At 69.2% G+C, this 16,324-nt stretch carries 16 protein-coding genes; 12 read left to right on the plus strand and 4 right to left on the minus strand.

Annotated features, from left to right (window positions below; genetic code table 11):
• Positions 1-117 precede the first annotated feature (117 nt).
• The 7 genes from CFREN_RS01125 to CFREN_RS01155 all read left to right on the plus strand — a co-directional run bounded on the left by CFREN_RS01125 (position 118) and on the right by CFREN_RS01155 (position 7,239).
• Positions 118-858, plus strand: a complete 741-nt coding sequence (locus CFREN_RS01125) for a succinate dehydrogenase cytochrome b subunit (RefSeq protein WP_209654289.1) — start codon at positions 118-120, stop codon at positions 856-858.
• A gap of 20 nt (positions 859-878) precedes the next feature.
• A complete protein-coding gene (locus CFREN_RS01130; RefSeq protein WP_070520927.1) occupies positions 879-2,900 on the plus strand; it encodes a fumarate reductase/succinate dehydrogenase flavoprotein subunit in 2,022 nt (673 codons plus the stop codon).
• Complete coding sequence (locus tag CFREN_RS01135; protein ID WP_035119922.1) at positions 2,900-3,649, plus strand: succinate dehydrogenase/fumarate reductase iron-sulfur subunit; 750 nt, start codon at positions 2,900-2,902, stop codon at positions 3,647-3,649. Before CFREN_RS01130 ends, CFREN_RS01135 begins: the two co-directional genes overlap by 1 nt.
• A gap of 41 nt (positions 3,650-3,690) precedes the next feature.
• Positions 3,691-4,083: a hypothetical protein gene (locus CFREN_RS01140; protein WP_209654287.1), complete on the plus strand. Its 393-nt coding sequence runs from the start codon at positions 3,691-3,693 to the stop codon at positions 4,081-4,083.
• 186 nt (positions 4,084-4,269) lie between these two features.
• The gene (locus CFREN_RS01145) at positions 4,270-5,658 is read left to right on the plus strand and encodes a DUF445 domain-containing protein (RefSeq protein WP_209654285.1); all 1,389 of its coding nucleotides are present in this window, start codon (positions 4,270-4,272) and stop codon (positions 5,656-5,658) included.
• A gap of 91 nt (positions 5,659-5,749) precedes the next feature.
• Entirely contained in the window at positions 5,750-6,925 is a 1,176-nt protein-coding gene (locus CFREN_RS01150) for a hypothetical protein (RefSeq protein ID WP_209654283.1), read from the plus strand.
• On the plus strand, positions 6,922-7,239 hold the full coding sequence (locus tag CFREN_RS01155) for a DUF2516 family protein (protein ID WP_224371139.1): 318 nt from the start codon (positions 6,922-6,924) through the stop codon (positions 7,237-7,239). The genes CFREN_RS01150 and CFREN_RS01155 overlap by 4 nt, the downstream gene beginning before the upstream one ends.
• Positions 7,240-7,453: 214 nt before the next feature.
• Here the strand turns inward: CFREN_RS01155 and purU are convergent, their stop codons facing one another.
• Complete coding sequence (gene purU / locus CFREN_RS01160) at positions 7,454-8,359, minus strand: formyltetrahydrofolate deformylase (RefSeq protein WP_052054126.1); 906 nt, start codon at positions 8,357-8,359, stop codon at positions 7,454-7,456.
• A 37-nt stretch (positions 8,360-8,396) separates the two neighbouring features.
• Between purU and CFREN_RS01165 the strand changes: the two genes are divergently transcribed.
• Positions 8,397-9,101 (plus strand): hypothetical protein, encoded by a 705-nt coding sequence (locus CFREN_RS01165; RefSeq protein ID WP_141742999.1) that lies wholly within the window; start codon positions 8,397-8,399, stop codon positions 9,099-9,101.
• Here CFREN_RS01165 and CFREN_RS01170 read toward each other — a convergent pair.
• Both CFREN_RS01170 and CFREN_RS01175 read right to left on the minus strand, forming a co-directional pair.
• On the minus strand, positions 9,098-9,925 hold the full coding sequence (locus CFREN_RS01170; RefSeq protein WP_083291329.1) for a hypothetical protein: 828 nt from the start codon (positions 9,923-9,925) through the stop codon (positions 9,098-9,100). The two genes, CFREN_RS01165 and CFREN_RS01170, sit on opposite strands and share 4 nt — an antisense overlap.
• Positions 9,926-10,070: 145 nt before the next feature.
• Positions 10,071-10,574 carry a DUF2505 domain-containing protein gene (locus CFREN_RS01175; RefSeq protein ID WP_070520913.1) on the minus strand — a complete coding sequence of 168 codons (504 nt, stop codon included), beginning with the start codon at positions 10,572-10,574 and terminating at the stop codon, positions 10,071-10,073.
• 24 nt (positions 10,575-10,598) lie between these two features.
• Here CFREN_RS01175 and CFREN_RS01180 point away from each other — a divergent pair, with 24 nt between their 5' ends.
• Complete coding sequence (locus CFREN_RS01180) at positions 10,599-11,738, plus strand: UDP-N-acetylmuramate dehydrogenase (RefSeq protein ID WP_209654281.1); 1,140 nt, start codon at positions 10,599-10,601, stop codon at positions 11,736-11,738.
• 28 nt (positions 11,739-11,766) lie between these two features.
• On the opposite strand, the gene CFREN_RS01185 is transcribed toward CFREN_RS01180, so the two are convergent.
• On the minus strand, positions 11,767-13,536 hold the full coding sequence (locus CFREN_RS01185; protein WP_209654278.1) for a long-chain-fatty-acid--CoA ligase: 1,770 nt from the start codon (positions 13,534-13,536) through the stop codon (positions 11,767-11,769).
• Between the two features lie 100 nt (positions 13,537-13,636).
• Here CFREN_RS01185 and mshA point away from each other — a divergent pair, with 100 nt between their 5' ends.
• The 3 genes from mshA to CFREN_RS01200 all read left to right on the plus strand — a co-directional run bounded on the left by mshA (position 13,637) and on the right by CFREN_RS01200 (position 16,306).
• Complete coding sequence (gene mshA / locus CFREN_RS01190; protein WP_209654276.1) at positions 13,637-14,950, plus strand: D-inositol-3-phosphate glycosyltransferase; 1,314 nt, start codon at positions 13,637-13,639, stop codon at positions 14,948-14,950.
• 1 nt (position 14,951) lies between these two features.
• The gene (locus CFREN_RS01195) at positions 14,952-15,473 is read left to right on the plus strand and encodes a type III secretion system chaperone family protein (protein WP_070521018.1); all 522 of its coding nucleotides are present in this window, start codon (positions 14,952-14,954) and stop codon (positions 15,471-15,473) included.
• 86 nt (positions 15,474-15,559) lie between these two features.
• A complete protein-coding gene (locus CFREN_RS01200) occupies positions 15,560-16,306 on the plus strand; it encodes a phosphoglyceromutase (RefSeq protein ID WP_070521015.1) in 747 nt (248 codons plus the stop codon).
• Positions 16,307-16,324: the final 18 nt, after the last annotated feature.

Genomic DNA, 16,324 nt, shown 5'->3' on the forward strand with positions numbered 1-16,324 from the left:
ATCTGAGAGTTGCCTAGGGTGGGGGTGCCGAAACCTGTGAAATTCCTCACCCAGATGGGGGATAAATGGTGACGGTGGGCTCAGTGACTTTAAAGTGAACGTGACACTGGAGGTGCCATGACTGTTACAAGTTCCAACCGTGACGCGATCGCGCACGGAAAAATCACTTTTGAGCCGCTGCGTGAGCGGCCCAAGTTCCCGTCCTGGGCCCTGAAGCTGATTATGGCCGTCACCGGCGTGATCTTCGGGCTCTTCGTCATCGTCCACATGCTGGGCAACCTGAAGGTCTTCGCGGGCGCGGGCGACTTCAACGCGTACGCGGCGTTCCTGCGCTCCGTCGGCGCCCCGGCCGTCCCGGAAGAGGGCGTGCTGTGGATCTTCCGCATCGTGCTGCTCGTCGCCGTGGTCCTGCACGTCTACGGCGCCTTCGCGCTGCACGGTCGTGCCCGCCAGTCCCGCGGCAAGTTCCGCCGCCAGGGCATGGTCAGCAGCTGGAACACGTTCACCGCCCGCACGATGATCATCACCGGCATCGTTCTGCTGGCGTTCATCATCTTCCACATCCTGGACCTGACCATCGGCGCCGCCGTGGCCCCGGCGGACTTCGTCCACGGTGAGGCCTACGCCAACCTCGTGGCCTCGTTCTCGCGGCCGGCCGTCGCCATCTGGTACATCATCGCCCAGCTGGCGCTGCTGCTGCACCTGTCCCATGGCCTGTGGACCGCCACCAGCGACCTCGGCATCACCGGCGCCCGCTGGCGCAAGGTCCTGCTGTTCCTGTCCGGCCTCATCCCGCTGCTGGTCGTCGTCGGCAACATCGCCATCCCGGTGGCCGTGCTCACCGGCGTGGTCAGCTAGGTCGAGAAGGGTATTCGATAATGACGAACACTGAAATGCAGACTGGCGCCACCGATTTCAAGGCGCCCGAGTCCGTCGTCGACGGCGTTGTCATCGGCGGCGTGCTCGGCGACAACTCGCCGGGCGACAAGGCCCCGATGCGGGATCACTGGGAGTACCAGAAGGACCACTACAACCTGGTCTCCCCGCTGAACCGCCGCAAGTTCCGCATCCTCGTCGTCGGCACCGGCCTGTCCGGTGGCGCCGCCGCGGCCGCCCTGGGCGAGCTCGGCTACGACGTGAAGGCGTTCACCTACCACGACGCCCCGCGCCGCGCGCACTCCATCGCCGCGCAGGGTGGCGTGAACTCCGCCCGCGGCAAGAAGGTGGACAACGACGGCGCGTACCGCCTGGTCAAGGACACCGTCAAGGGCGGCGACTTCCGTTGCCGCGAGAACGACTGCTGGCGCCTGGGCATCGAGTCCACCCGCGTCATCGACCACATGAACGCCATCGGCGCGCCGTTCGCGCGCGAGTACGGCGGCGCCCTGGCCACCCGTTCCTTCGGTGGCGTGCAGGTCTCCCGCACGTACTACACCCGTGGCCAGACGGGTCAGCAGCTGCAGCTGTCGACCGCCTCGGCGCTGCAGCGTCAGGTCGGCCTGGGCAACGTCGAGATGTTCACCCACAACGAGCTCGTCGACGTCATCGTCGCCGACGGCCGTTGCCAGGGTGCCGTCATGCGCAACCTGATCACCGGCGAGCTGACGGCCCACACCGCCCACGCGGTCGTGCTGGCCACCGGCGGTTACGGCAACGTGTACCACATGTCCACGCTGGCGATTAACTCCAACGCGTCGGCCATCATGCGCGCGTACGACCAGGGCGCCTACTTCGCGTCCCCGTCGTTCATCCAGTTCCACCCGACCGGCCTGCCGGTCAACGCGCACTGGCAGTCCAAGACCATTCTGATGTCGGAGTCCCTGCGCAACGACGCGCGAATCTGGACCCCGAAGAAGAAGGGCGACGACCGTCCGGCCAACGACATCCCGGAGGACGAGCGCGACTACTTCCTGGAGCGCCGCTACCCGGCCTTCGGCAACCTGGTTCCGCGTGACGTCGCGTCCCGCGCGAACGCCCAGCAGATCAACGCCGGCTACGGCGTCGGCCCGCTGAACAACTCCGTGTACCTGGACCTGCGCGACGCCATCGAGCGCCTGGGCAAGGACACCATCAAGGAGCGCTACTCGAACCTCATCCAGATGTACGAGGAGGCCATCGGCGAGGACCCGTACGAGGTCCCGATGCGAATCGCGCCGACCTGCCACTTCACCATGGGTGGTCTGTGGAGCGACTTCAACCAGATGACCTCCATTCCGGGCCTGTTCACCGGCGGCGAGTGCTCCTGGACGTACCACGGCGCGAACCGCCTGGGCGCCAACTCGCTGCTGTCCGCTTCGGTCGACGGCTGGTTCACCCTGCCGTTCTCCGTGCCGAACTACCTCGGCCCGCTGCTCGGCCAGGATCGCCTCTCCGAGGACGCCCCCGAGGTCGCCGAGGCCATCGACCGTGCTCGCACCCGCCTGGACAAGCTGATGAGCATCGGCGGCACCCATGGCGCCGAGTACTTCCACCGCCAGCTGGGCGAGGAGCTGTACCGCGTGTGCGGCGTCGCCCGCAACAAGGAGGATCTGGCCGAGGGCCTGGAGAAGATCCGCGAGCTGCGCAAGCAGTTCTGGTCCGACCTGTTCATCCCGGGCAACCCGGACGAGATGAACCAGCAGCTCGAGTACGCCAACCGCGTCGCGGACTACCTCGACCTCGGCGAGCTCATGTGCGTCGACGCCCTGGACCGTGACGAGTCCTGTGGCGCGCACTACCGCGAAGACCACATCGACGAAGAGGGCGAAGCCCAGCGCGACGATGAGAACTGGTGCTTCGTCTCCGCGTGGGAACGCGGCGACAACGGCCCCGCGTGGGATCTGAAGAGCAACACCCTGATCCGCCACGCCGAGCCGCTCACGTTCGAGGCCGTCCCGCTCATGACAAGGAACTACAAGTAATGAAACTGCACCTTGAAATCTGGCGCCAGGCCGGTCCGCAGACCGAGGGGCACTTCGAAAGCGTCGACGTCGATGACGCCGTCGCCGAGATGTCCATCCTGGAGCTTCTCGACCACGTCAACTCCAAGTACGTCGAGTCCGGCAAGGAGCCGTTCGCGTTCGCGTCCGACTGCCGCGAGGGCATTTGCGGCACCTGTGGCCTGAACGTCAACGGACGTCCCCACGGCCCTGGCAAGAACACCCCGACCTGTCAGCAGCGTCTGTTCCAGTTCAAGGACGGCGACACGCTGAAGATCGAGCCGATGCGCTCCGCCGCGTACCCGGTCATCCGCGACATGGTCGTCGACCGTTCCGCGCTGGACCGCGTGATGGAGAAGGGCGGCTACGTCTCCGTGTTCCCGGGCACCGCCCCGGACGCGGACACGCTGCACGTCAACCACCAGACCGCCGAGCGCGCCCTCGACCACGCCGCCTGCATCGGCTGCGGCGCCTGCGTCGCCGCCTGCCCGAACGGTGCCGCGCACCTGTTCACCGGCGCGAAGCTGGTGCACCTGTCGCTGCTGCCGATGGGCAAGCAGGAGCGCGGCAAGCGCGCCACGAACATGGTCGACGAGATGGAGACCAACTTCGGCCCCTGCTCCCTGTTCGGCGAGTGCGCCGACGTCTGCCCGGCCGGCATCCCCCTCACGGCGGTTGCCGCGATCACCAAGGAGCGGGCCCGTGCGGCATTCCGCTCCAAGGACGACTAAGCTGGGAACCCATTAACCGGGGCCTCAGGAAGGATTAAGAAATGGCTACGTCCACCGCCAAGCGCTACCGCGGCGAAGAGCACTTCGTCGACGGCTACGTGCCGCAGAGCTTGAACGCCGAGTACTCGTCCCTGCACCGCTCCGCCACTTGGATCGGCGCCGGTATGTGGCTCGCGTCGCTCGCCGCATGGGGTTGCTTCATCTTCGGCCTGGCCGTGTCGGGCATGGACACCACGTCCGCGCACGAGGTCGGCGCCGTCGCCTTCGGAGAGCCGGGCTACACCCCGCCGCTGGGACAGGACTTCAACCCGTCGCTGTTCCTGTGGGGCGGTCTGATCGCGGCCATCGTGATGGACGTGGCCGGCTTCCTCCTCATCTTCAACGGTCGCAAGCAGTACCTGGCGTACCGTCGCGAGTTCGGCGGCCACCACTAAGCCCCGCTGAACTCGGCCGGACCTGGTCCGGCACCTCCCGGGCGCGTCCCCGTCACCGCACCATGCGGCGGCGGGGGCGCGCCCCTTTTGACATGTTCGGGCAAGATCCCCGCTCCGGGGACGGGACCCGATGGGGCGGAACCCCGCGTGCCCAAGCGATCCGGGTGAAGGGCCATAATCGAAGGCATGCCAGCCCACGCACAACCCAATGCCACCGACGGCCCCCAGGTGGGCGTCGTCACGCACGAGGCGCCGAACACCACCGCGCCGGAAGGCAACCGCCTCGCCGTGCCCGGGCCCTCGCCGGAAACCGAAGCGCGGAAACGCCGCGAACTGCGCAACGCCAAGGCGTTCGCCACGGGCCTGCTGATCATCGCGACGCTGACGTACCTGGTCTGCCGCTGGCTCGAAGCCGACGCGACCTCCAACGGCGAGATCCCCGCGGCCTGGATCGGCTACGTCCGCGCCGCCAGCGAGGCCGGCATGGTCGGCGCGCTGGCCGACTGGTTCGCCGTCACCGCCCTGTTCCGGCACCCCATGGGCATCCCCATCCCGCACACCGCCATCGTCCGCCGCAAGAAGGACCAGGTCGGGCGGTCGCTGGCCAGCTTCATCGGCGACAACTTCCTCAACCCCGCGCTGGTGGTGGAGAAGGTCCGGTCGCTGGAGATCACCGACCGCGTCGGATCGTGGCTCGTCGAACCGGGTTCGGCGGACAAGGTCTCCGAACGCGTGGGCACGTTCGTCGGCAACGTGCTGGAGGCGGTCGACCCGGCGGACGCCGAGGCCGTGATCAAATCCGCCGTCGTGGATCGGCTCGCCGAACCGCAGTGGGGCCCGCCGGCGGGGCGGATCCTGGAGCAGCTCATCGAGGAGGGGCGCACCGAGCCCATCGTCCAGCAGCTGTCCGAATGGCTGCACCGCAAGGCGAAGACCAGCCAGGGGCTCATCGACTCGATGGTCGGCGACCGAGCACCGTCGTGGGCCCCGCAGTTCGTCAACGACATGATCGGTGAACGCGTCCACCGCGAGGTCGTGGAATGGACGTGGCACGTGCAGTCCGATCCGGACCACGAGGCGCGACAGGCGCTGCGCCGCGGGCTGAAGAAGCTGGCGCACGACCTGCGGGAGGACCCGACCACCATGGCGCGCGTCGAGGGCCTCAAGGCGGACCTGCTCGGTTCGCAGGCCGTGGTGGCCGCGCCGGGGGCGATCTGGAAGTCGACGGCCGAGTCGCTCATCGAATCCGCCCGCGACCCCGAGTCGCTGCTGCGCCGCAAGATCGCCGAGGCCGCCGAGCGCTACGGGCACCGGCTCAACGGGGACGCCGAACTGCGCGCGTCGATCGACGACCGCATCGAAAAGGGCGCGACGTTCCTGGCGGAGAACTACGCCGGCGAGATCACGTCGATCATCTCCGAAACGGTGGAGCGCTGGGACGCCGATGAGGCGTCGGAGAAGATCGAGTTGATGGTCGGTCGCGACCTGCAGTTCATCCGCGTCAACGGCACCCTCGTGGGATCGCTGGCCGGGTTGGCCATCTACACTTTCTCCACGCTCATCTTCGGCGGCTGACGCCGGGCCGGGGGAATCGGGAACATTGCGCTGACGTGGAACGTTGGTGGTACGTAGACTGGCGGCGACGACTATTCACCGAGGAGCAGAGATGACCGATCACGACGGCACCGACGGACACGAGGGGCCGACGCACCACGCGGCCCGCAACGAACGCGACGAAAAGCTCGGCCAGGCCCTGGATCTGGTCAAGACCCCGTTCTACGCATGGATCGGCGCCGGCGTGCGCACGGTCGAGATCCTGGGCGACATCGGGGCCCGCGTGCGTGCGGAGGAGGAGTCCCGCGACGGTGTCGCGGATGTGCGTGACGACGCCGACGCGGATGCGGAGACGACCGCGGGCAAGGAAAGCGGGGGCATCGCCGAGGGCGTGGCCGGCCGCGTGCGCGATGCGCGCCGGAAGGTCCGGGACCTGGGCGACAACGCGGGCGAGCAGTCCCGCGAGGCGTTCCTCAAGGCCCTCGAGGCGGCGCAGGAGGCGTTCAACGACGCCGTGTCCAAGGCGCAGGCCGGCGGTGACCGCGCCTTCGCTTCCGCCCAGGCCCTGCCGGACGATGTGGCGGCGCGCGCCGAGCAGCTCAAGCCGGAGCAGCTGCGCGCCATCGCCGACGGGTACCTGGAGGCGGCCTCGAAGATCTACCGCGAGCTGGCGGCCCGTGGCGAGCGGGCCGTGGACGACGGCGTGAACGTGGCCAAGGAGCGCGGTGCCTCGCTGGGCGCCGGTTTCCCGGGTGCGCGCGCCGCGGGCGACGACGAGGGTGAGGCGAAGGACGGGGCGAAGGGTTCCGGGCGCGGCGCCGACCCGGTTTCCGCGATCTTCGGCAAGCTGCCGTTCGCCGGTGCCGCCGCCGAGCGGGTGGCCGGCTCCATCGAAGACGTGGCCCGCGAGACCGTGAAGCCGCTGCAGGACGCCGGCCAGGAGTTCCTGGGGCGCTTCGACCAGGAGAAGGTCGCGACTCAGGTGGAGTCGCTGCTGCACCAGGCCGCCGACATCACCGAGCAGTTGCTGGGCGCCCTGCGCGCCGAGGACGCCGCCTCCGGTGTCGCCGCCGACGGTGACGTGGTGGATGCCGATGCGGACGTCGTCGACGGGGAGGTCGTCGCCGAGGCTGCCGACGAAGGGGCCGCCGATGCGGAGGAGACCATCGCCGAGGCCGACGAGGCCGTGGCCGACGCCGCCGATGAGGCCGCTGCGGAGGGCTCCGACGATGCCTCCGAGGACGGCGACGCCGACGACGAGTCCGCGGAGGGCGACGCCGTCCGATGATCATCGAGATTTACAACTGGATCGAGATCATCTTCCGCATCGGTCTGCCGATGCTGGTGGCCGTCGCGGCCATCATCGGGTTGATCATGGTCCTGACCACGCGCGCCGACGCGTTCGACGCCGCCGACCGCAAGAGCAAGGGCGTGTGGGCCGGCTTGCTCGGCGGTTCCGCCGTGTTCCTTGCGTTTCCCATGATCGGCTGGATGATGCTCGGCATCCCGATCATCGCCGCGATGGTGATCACCGGCATCTACTGGCTGGACGTGCGGCCGCAGATCCGCGGCATCCTGGATAACGCCCAGGGCAGCTGGTAGCCCCGGCGCCGGATCCCGGAGCCCCGGGCCGACGCCGACCCTTCAACCGCAAACCACGGGGTCCAAACTGCGGGGTCGCCCGTTTTTCGGCCCTTAACCACGGGGTTGCCACCGACCCCGTGGTTTAGACCCCGTCGTTTGGGCGGGGAGTTGAGGCGCGTCGGCTTTCGCACGTCCGGGTGGGCGGAGTTCGCACCCCGCCGTGGCCCGGCGCCTAATCGAAGACGACGGTGCGGTTGCCGTACACCTGCACGCGGTCCTCCAAGTGCCAGCGCAGGCCGCGGGCGAGAACCTGCTTCTCGGCGTCGCGGCCCTCGCGCTGCATGTCGCGCGGGGTGTCCTTGTGGGAGACGCGGATGACGTCCTGCTCGATGATCGGGCCGTCGTCGAGATCCGACGTGGCGTAGTGGCAGGTCGCGCCGATGAGCTTCACGCCCCGCTTGTGCGCCTGGTGGTACGGGCGGGCGCCCATGAACGACGGCAGGAAGCTGTGGTGGATGTTGATGGCGCGGCCCTCCCACATCTCGCACAGGTCCGGCGGCAGGATCTGCATGAAGCGCGCCAGCACGATGGCGTCGGGGTCCTCTGCGTTGACCAGTTCGGCGACCTCGTCGAAGGCCTTCCGCTTGCCGATGGCGTCCTTCGGGAAGGGCACGTGGTGGAAGGGCACGCCATGCGCCCGGGCCAGCGGCTCGAGGTTGTCGTGGTTGCCGATGACCGCGGCGATGTCCATGGGGTAGTCGTTCTGGTCGACGCGGCCGAGGAGGTCCTGCAGGCAGTGTCCTTCCTTGGTCACGAGGATCACCGCGCGCTTGGGCACGCCGTTGTCGCTGATCTTCCACTTCGCCTCGGGGCCGAGCTGTTCGACGACGGGGCGGAAGGCCTCGCGGATCTCCTCCAGCGTCATGTCGAGTTCGTCGGCGCGGACGGCCTGGCGGGTGAAGAACCACTTGCTCTCGGGGTCGGAGAAGAAGTGGGCCTCGGTGATCCAGGCGCCGATTCCGGTCAGGAACGACGACAGGTGGGAGACGATGCCGGTCGAGTCGGGGCAGCCGAGCGTCAGGATGTACTGGCGCTCCTGCGGGGCCTGCTTCGGTTGGGCCAACGGTGAACGGGTCATTCCCGGCATTTTAGTCGGCGGGCTTACGCTGGGGTCCATGAGCCATCCGTTTGCCGTGCAGAATGCCGCGAAGACCGATGTCGCGATCGTCGATCCCGAGTTGTCCGCCGACGGGGTTCGCGCGGCGGTGGAGGCGGCGGCGGAGGCCGGGTGCGCGGGGGTGCGGTTGTTGCCCGCGATGATGGGCGCGCTGGGCGGGGCGGATGCGGGTCGGCTGCGGGTGGGGGTGGTGTGCGGCTTTCCGACGGGCCGGTCCCACATTTTGGTCAAGGCCGCGGAGGCGCGTTTGGCGGCGGAGCACGGCGCGCATGATGTGGCGGTCGTCCTGGATCGGGCGGCGGTGGCCGCGGGCGACGTCAATGCGGTGTTGTCGGAGGTGGTGGCGTTGCGTGGGGCGGTGGCCGCGCCGACGCAGCTGACGGTGGTGGTCGAGGCGGGGTTGCATGCCTCGGGTGTGCTTGACGACGACGCCTTCGACCGGATCATCGGTGCCATCGCCGCCGGCGGGGCGGATGCCATCGCCACCGGAACGGGGTGGGGGACGGTCGGTGCGGCCGTGGGGGAGACCGGCCCCGAACAGATTCTGCGCATTCGGGCGGCGGCGCCGGGCGTCGGAGTCATCGCGGTGATCGGGGAGGAGATGACCGATGACGCGCGGGACCCCGGTCGCTGCGCCGGTGAAGCGCTGGCGGCCGGGGCCCATGTGGTGCAGGTGCCGGGACCGTTGCCGGATTCCGTTTAGCGGTACTCGATCGCCGAGAGGCCCGACAGCGCGATGTCGGCGCCCTCGAGGGTGATGGACACGCCGCCGTCGGTGACCGCGATGTCCGCGACGGTGAAGCCGTGGCCGATGTCCTGCACGGGGCCCGCCACGGCGGCTTCGGCGAACAGGGAGATCAGGCCGCCGGCGTCGATGCCCATGAAGGAGCCGCCCTCGACTTCGGCGGTGACGCCGCCGTCGCGGACCACCGGGCGCAGGTCGACGGTGGCCAGGCCGCCGGAGAACTCGGCGGTGAGCACCCCGCGATCCGGGTGCGGGGTCAGGTCGGTCAGGCGCACGGCCGAGGTCACCAGATCCTCGAAGAAGTTGCCCGACCCGCCCGACGCATCGGAGACGCGGAGGTTGGCCTCGGCGATCATCAGCTCCGGCGGCAGTTCGGCGACGACCTCGACCTGCTTGGCCACCGGGTCGCTGGTGTTGGAGATGTCCACGTCGGTGAGGGTGACGTCCGCCGCCGGCGAGCCGACGATGCGCGGTGCGCCGTTTTCGGCGCGGGGGTCGGTGATGTCCAGAGTCGACGGGGTCTTCAGGTTCATGCCGCCGAGTTCGCTGGTCGCCAGCGCCAGCAGCACCGGGCTCGAGCCGAACGACGTCTGCACGTCTTCGGTCACCACGGCGCCGCGGGCCTCCTCCTGCTCGCGGAAACCGTCCGCGATTTCCTTGCCCAGGAACATCCTCAGGGCGATTTCGCCGACGATCAGCACCAGGGCGATGACAAGCACCACCCCGATGATCGTTCCCACCGGGTTTCCCCGCTTCTTGGACTTTCCGATCTTCGCGTTCACGTGTCACAGCATGACGCAAACACTCCGTCGGAGCCAACGAACGCCACGTCGGCGGACGCCCGCACACCGTGGGGTGCGCGGGCGCGGGCCGTCGCAAAGCAAACGACGGACGGTGCGGCGACTGCCGCCGCCGGGACGGGACGGATCAGGCGTTGCCGGCCAGGTACTCCTGCAGGACGGCGGCTTCGCGCTGGAAGATGCCGTCGACGGCGGCGGCGACCTTCGGCTCGAGGATCGCGCCCATCATCGGCACGTTCACGGTGACGTCGGCGCCGGTGACGATGGCCGAACCATCGCCGGCCGGGGACAGCTTCTGGGTGCCCGAGAACGTCACCGGCATGCCCGTGACGTCGGCGGTGACCGTCGCATCGGCGGTATCGCCGGACAGCGGGCCCCAGGAGATCTTGCGCACGACGACGAGGTCGTTCTTGATCAGGGTCTTGACGGCGTCCGGCAGGGCGTCGGTGGCCAGGGTCTGCTTGATCTCGACGTTGACGCGGTCGCCCTCGTTGTCGAAGGAGACGACCTCGCCGGCGGGCATGGACGGGTTCTCGGCCAGGAACGTCCAGTAGGCGTTGTCCGACAGGGCCGCGTGGACCTTCTCGGGGGCGTAATTGACGTTGGCGGTGATTTCGGTATGGGAAGCCATGGGCCCGATACTAACGTGGGGGGCGTGCACGAATCAGCCTTGACGCGAATCTCCGTAGTTTCCGGGGCCAAAATCGACCACGACGTGGCTTTCCGCGATCTGACGACGCTGCGCCTCGGCGGCAAACCCGCCGCCGCGGTGCGCTGCTCGACCGTCGACGCGGTCGTCGACGTCGTTCGGACGCTCGACGAGGAGGGCGTGCCGTTGCTCGTCGTCGGCGGCGGATCGAACCTCGTCGTCGCCGACGAACCCGGCGACCTGGTGGCCGTGATCATCGAGGCCGACGACATTGCGCTGGGCACGTCCGGGCACGGGCTCGACGTCGATGGCGCGACCGTGGAGGCGGAGGCCGGCGCGGTGTGGGACGACGTGGTGGAGATGTCGGTCGCCGCCGGGTTCGGCGGGTTGGAGTGCCTGTCGGGCATTCCCGGGTCGGCGGGGGCGACGCCGGTGCAGAACGTCGGCGCGTACGGCGTGGAGGTGTCGTCGACGTTGGAGAGCGTGCGGTTGTACGACCGTCGCACCGGCGCCGACGAGTGGGTGTCGCCGGAGTCCCTCGAGCTGGCGTACCGGTACTCGAATCTGAAATTCACCGCGCGGGCCGTGGTGCTGGCCGTGCGGTTCCGCCTGACCGTCGACGGGTTGTCGGCGCCGCTGCGATACGGCGAGTTGGCCAAGCGCCTGGGCGTCGGCCCGGAGGAGGGCGCGTCCGGCGAGGCCCGCCGACCCGTCGCCGACGTGCGGGAGGCCGTGCTGGCCCTGCGTCGCGGCAAGGGCATGGTGCTTGACGACGCCGACCACGACACCTGGTCCGCCGGTTCGTTCTTCACGAACCCGATCGTCGGAGAGGCCGAGGTGGAGGCCGTGCGGGGTCGGGTGGAGCGCAGGTGCGGGGCCGACGTCGCCGAGTCGATGCCGTCGTACCCGGGCGGGAAGCTGTCGGCGGCGTGGCTCATCGAGCGCGCCGGTTTCCCGAAGGGCCACCCGGGGCCGGAGGCGCCGGCGCGGCTGTCGACGAAGCACACGTTGGCGCTGACCAACCGGGGCGGGGCGACGTCGGCGGACCTCATCGCCCTGGCGCGCGAGGTCCGCGACGGGGTCCGGGATGCCTTCGGCGTGACGCTGGTGCCCGAGCCGGTGTGGATCGGCGCAGAGCTGGACTAACGCCGGGCCGGCGCCCGGAGGCGCGGGATCAGTGCCCGCGGGTCGCCAGCGAATCGACGGAGACGCCGGTCTCCTGCAGCTGGGCCAGCAGCACGTCGCGCACGTCGCGGCGGCGTACCTTGCCCATCTGGTCGCGCGGCATCTCGTCGAGGTGGAAGAAGGCGCGCGGCACCTTGTAGCCCGTCAGGTTCTCGCGGGCATGCGCCCGGTACGCCCCGACGTCGAGGTTGGCGTAGTCGCCCAACGCCACCGCGGCGACGACGAGCTCCGACCCATCCGACTTCGGCAGGCCCACCACCGTCGCGTCGACGATGTCGGGGTGCTCCAGCAGCACTTCTTCGACCTCGGCGGGGTAGACGTTGAAGCCGCCGGTGATGATGACCTCCTTGATGCGCGCCACCAGGCGCAGGAAGCCGTCCTCCTCCAGCACGCCGACGTCGCCCGTGCGGTACCAGCGGCCGCCTTCCGCGCCGTCCGGGCCGTCGGTGAAGGACTTCTCGGTTTCCTCCGGGTGGTTGAGGTAGCCGGCGAACACCTGCGGGCCGCGGACGATGACCTCGCCCTCCGTGCCATCCGGGACGTGCCGCGTCGGATCGTCCGGGTCGACGACCGCGATGTCGGTGTCCGGGAACGGGATGCCGACGTAGCCGGGGCGGCGGTTGCCGTCCATCGGGTTGCCCACGATGATCGGCGACGTCTCCGTCAGGCCGTAGCCCTCCACCAACCGGCCGCCGGTGAGGCGCTCCCACTTCTCGACGATGGACACCGGCAGGGTCGAGGCGCCGCAGAAGGAGAACTTCACGCCGGTGATGTCGACGTTCTTTTCCTCGGCGGCGTCGATGATCTTCTCGTACAGCGTCGGCACGCCCGGCACCCACGTGGGGCGGTTGGTCTTCATCACCTTCATGATCAGGTCCATCTCCGCCGCCGGGACGAGGACCAGTTCGGCGCCGATGAGCATGGCCAGGTTGTTGACGATGGTCAGGCCGTAGGCGTGGAAGAGCGGCAGGACGCCGAGGACGGTTTCCTTCTCGTCGCCCAGGCCCGGCACCCACGCCTTGCCCATCAGGATGTTGGCGACCAGGCCGCGGTGGGTCAGCTGCGCGCCCTTGGGGGTGCCGGTGGTGCCGGAGGTGTACATGATGACGGCGATGTCGTCGACGGCGACGTCCGCCGGGGAAACGATGTCGCGGCCGTCACCGCCGACCGCGTCGCCGATGACGGCGTCGAAGCCCATGACCTGCGGGGCGGGGGCGTGGAGTTTGTCGCGGGAGGCCTTCAGCGCCGGGATCGGCAGCTTCAACGCGGTGCGCATGATCCACGGCAGGTCGCGGAGCATGTCGACGGCGATGATCGTCTCCAGCGGGGTGTCGCGGCGCAGTTCCTCGAGCACGGGCACGGTCTTGTCCCAGCAGATGGCGACGCGGGCGCCGTGGTCGTTGAAGGGGTGGCGCAGTTCGTGGGCGGTGTAGAGCGGGTTGTGCTCGATGACGATGGCGCCGAGGCGCAGAATGGCCCAGTAGGCGATGACGTGCTGGGGGCAGTTCGGCATGACCAGTGCGACGTGGTCGCCGCGGCGGACGCCGAGGGCGCGCAGGCCGGCGGCGGCGCGGCGCACCCGTTCGTCGAGTTCGGCGTACGTCCAGCCGCGGCCGAAGAACCGCAGCGCGGTGCGGTCCGGGTGGTCCGCGATGGTCCGGTCGTAGACGTCGTTGAGGGTGGTGTCTCCGTAGTCGAGGTGGGGGTCGGTCCAGTCCGGGTAATGCTCCAGCCAGGTCCGGTCGGTCGATGCGCTCATGAGGTGCCTCCTTTGCAACCTACGTTAGAGTAACTTATTGCCGGTCGCGCGCCGGGGCCGATGTTTGCGGTCCTTGCTTGCCGACGGGCATTGTGGAGCCATGAACGGCCACATCGAGGCGTACGCCGGGCATCGTCCCGAGCGGGTCGCGGTCATCTCCATGCACACCTCGCCCCTGGAGCAACCGGGCACCGGCGACGCCGGCGGCATGAACGTCTACGTGTTGCGCACGTGCCGGGAACTGGCGTCGCGCGGCATCGCGGTGGACGTGTTCACGCGGGCCACGCGCCCGAGTCAGGGCGAGATCGTGGAGGTCGCGCCGAACCTGCGCGTGATCAACATCACGGCGGGCCCGTATGAGGGGCTGTCGAAGTCGGAGCTGCCGACCCAGCTGGCCGCGTTCACCGGCGGGGTGCTCATGTTCGCCCGCTGCCACGGGCTGCGCTACTGCGTGGTCCATTCCCATTACTGGTTGTCGGGCCAGGTCGGGTGGTTGCTGCGGGATCTGTGGCGGGTGCCGCTGGTGCACACCGCGCACACGTTGGCGGCGGTGAAGAACCTCCACCTCGCCGAGGGGGATTCCCCGGAACCGGAGTCGCGGCGCATCTGCGAGCAGCAGATCGCGGACAACGCCGACGTCATGGTGGTCAACACCGACGAAGAGCGGGACAACCTCACCGAGCATTACGACGCCGACGCGTCGCGCATCGAGGTCATTCCCCCGGGCGTGGACGTGCACCTGTACAGCCCGGGCAGCGACCGCGCCACGGAACGCAGCCGAAGGGAACTGGGCATTCCGCTGCATGCGAAGGTCGTGCTCTTCGTCGGCAGGCTGCAGCGGCTCAAGGGGCCGCAGGTGCTGTTGCGCGCCGTCGCGGAGATGGTCGCCCGGCGCCCCCGGCACAACCTGAAGGTCATCATCTGCGGCGGGCCGTCGGGCACCGGGCTGGAGCGGCCGGACGAATTCCTGGACCTCGCCGAGGAACTGGGGCTCGGCGACGTCGTTCGCTTCCTGCTGCCGCGTCCGCCGGAGGAATTGGTCAGCCTGTACCGGGCCGCCGACGTCGTGGCGGTGCCCAGCTACAACGAGTCCTTCGGGCTGGTGGCCATGGAATCCCAGGCCGCCGGCACCCCCGTCGTCGCCGCGCGGGTCGGCGGGCTGCCCATCGCCGTGGCCGACGGCAAGACGGGCGTCCTCGTCGACGGCCACGACCCGCAGCGGTGGGCCGACGCGCTCGGCGAACTGCTCGGCGACGACGAACGCCGCATCGACATGGCCCACGCCGCACCGGCCCACGCGGAGGAGTTCTCGTGGGAACGCACCGTCGACAAGCTTCTCGCCGTTTACGATCGGGCCTTGTCCGGGCGCGACGACGATGATTGCGGCCCACGCGACGCCGAAGGGAGCCGATGACATGACAGACGTCGACGACACCACCGAGAACACCGCCGCGCCGAGCGGCGACGGCCTGACCGCGCTGACCGCCCAGCTCGACCGCATGGGGGTGGAGCACAAGACCGCCGAGCAGTCGGCGATCGTCGTGCTGCCGGGCACCCGCAAACTCAAGACGGTGTGCCTGCTCACCCCCGCCCCCGATTCGCTGCGCGTCGAAGCCTTCGTGTGCCGCAACCCCGAGGAAAACCACGCCGGCGTCCACGAATGGCTGCTGCAGCGCAACCGACGCCTGTTCGGCATCGCCTACACCGTCGACGCCCAGGGCGACATCTACCTGGTCGGCCAGCTGCCGCCCGCGCTGTCCGACGAAGACCTCGACCGCGTGCTCGGGCAGGTGCTGGAAGCCTCCGACGGCGACTTCAACAAGATCCTCGAACGCGGGTTCTCCACCTCCATCAAGAGGGAATGGGAATGGCGCGTCGACCGGGGCGAGTCGTTGGCCAACCTGGAGCAGTTCCGCCACCTGGCCGACGAATCCTGAACCGCCCCTCGCGCACCCCGAAGCGGGGGATTCCCGGAATGGGGGAGCACGAGCGCGTCCCCCTGTTTTCGGGCATGATCGGGGGCATGAGCAACGGAAAACTTGTCCTCGTCCGCCATGGTCAGAGTGAGTGGAACGCCTCGAACCAGTTCACCGGCTGGTACGACGTCGCCCTGACCGACAAGGGCCGCGCGGAGGCCGTCCGCGCCGGCGAGATGATGGTCGAAGCCGGTCTCGAGCCGACCATCCTGTACACCTCGCTGCTGCGCCGCGCCATCAACACCGCTCACCTGGCCCTCGACGCCGCCGATCGCCTGTGGATCCCGGTCGTCCGCGACTGGCGTCTCAACGAGCGCCACTACGGCGCCCTGCAGGGCCTGAACAAGGCCGAGACCAAGGAGAAGTACGGCGACGAGCAGTTCATGACCTGGCGCCGCTCCTACGACACCCCGCCGCCGCCGCTGGACGACGACTCCCCGTACTCGCAGGCCAACGACCCGCGCTACGCCGGCGTCGAGAACCCGCCGAAGACCGAGTGCCTGAAGGACGTCGAGGAGCGCCTGATCCCGTACTTCGAGGCCGAGATCCTGCCGCGCCTGAAGAACGGCGAGACCGTCATGCTCGCCGCGCACGGCAACACCCTGCGCGCCATGCTCATGTACCTGGACGGCATCACCCCGGAGGCCATCGCCGAGGTCAACGTCCCGACCGGCATCCCGCTGGTCTACGAGTTCGACGCCGAGGGCAAGGTCCAGAACCCGGGCGGCACCTACCTGGACCCGGAGGCCGCCGCCGCCGGCGCCGCCGCCGTGGCCAACCAGGGCAACAAGTAACGCCTCCGCTTTCCGCGG

This window comes from Corynebacterium freneyi, from assembly GCF_030408835.1.
Classification (GTDB): domain Bacteria; phylum Actinomycetota; class Actinomycetes; order Mycobacteriales; family Mycobacteriaceae; genus Corynebacterium; species Corynebacterium freneyi.

What these genes read in the sequence shown, in the direction of transcription:
- CFREN_RS01185 (WP_209654278.1), bottom strand. Translation starts at nt 13,536, where the DNA reads ATGAGCGCATCGACCGACCGGACCTGGCTGGAGCATTACCCGGACTGG.
- CFREN_RS01155 (WP_224371139.1), top strand. Translation starts at nt 6,922, where the DNA reads ATGATCATCGAGATTTACAACTGGATCGAGATCATCTTCCGCATCGGT.
- CFREN_RS01175 (WP_070520913.1), bottom strand. Translation starts at nt 10,574, where the DNA reads ATGGCTTCCCATACCGAAATCACCGCCAACGTCAATTACGCCCCCGAG.
- CFREN_RS01195 (WP_070521018.1), top strand. Translation starts at nt 14,952, where the DNA reads ATGACAGACGTCGACGACACCACCGAGAACACCGCCGCGCCGAGCGGC.
- CFREN_RS01125 (WP_209654289.1), top strand. Translation starts at nt 118, where the DNA reads ATGACTGTTACAAGTTCCAACCGTGACGCGATCGCGCACGGAAAAATC.
- CFREN_RS01130 (WP_070520927.1), top strand. Translation starts at nt 879, where the DNA reads ATGACGAACACTGAAATGCAGACTGGCGCCACCGATTTCAAGGCGCCC.
- CFREN_RS01165 (WP_141742999.1), top strand. Translation starts at nt 8,397, where the DNA reads ATGAGCCATCCGTTTGCCGTGCAGAATGCCGCGAAGACCGATGTCGCG.
- purU (WP_052054126.1), bottom strand. Translation starts at nt 8,359, where the DNA reads ATGACCCGTTCACCGTTGGCCCAACCGAAGCAGGCCCCGCAGGAGCGC.
- CFREN_RS01140 (WP_209654287.1), top strand. Translation starts at nt 3,691, where the DNA reads ATGGCTACGTCCACCGCCAAGCGCTACCGCGGCGAAGAGCACTTCGTC.
- CFREN_RS01145 (WP_209654285.1), top strand. Translation starts at nt 4,270, where the DNA reads ATGCCAGCCCACGCACAACCCAATGCCACCGACGGCCCCCAGGTGGGC.
- CFREN_RS01135 (WP_035119922.1), top strand. Translation starts at nt 2,900, where the DNA reads ATGAAACTGCACCTTGAAATCTGGCGCCAGGCCGGTCCGCAGACCGAG.
- mshA (WP_209654276.1), top strand. Translation starts at nt 13,637, where the DNA reads ATGAACGGCCACATCGAGGCGTACGCCGGGCATCGTCCCGAGCGGGTC.
- CFREN_RS01150 (WP_209654283.1), top strand. Translation starts at nt 5,750, where the DNA reads ATGACCGATCACGACGGCACCGACGGACACGAGGGGCCGACGCACCAC.
- CFREN_RS01200 (WP_070521015.1), top strand. Translation starts at nt 15,560, where the DNA reads ATGAGCAACGGAAAACTTGTCCTCGTCCGCCATGGTCAGAGTGAGTGG.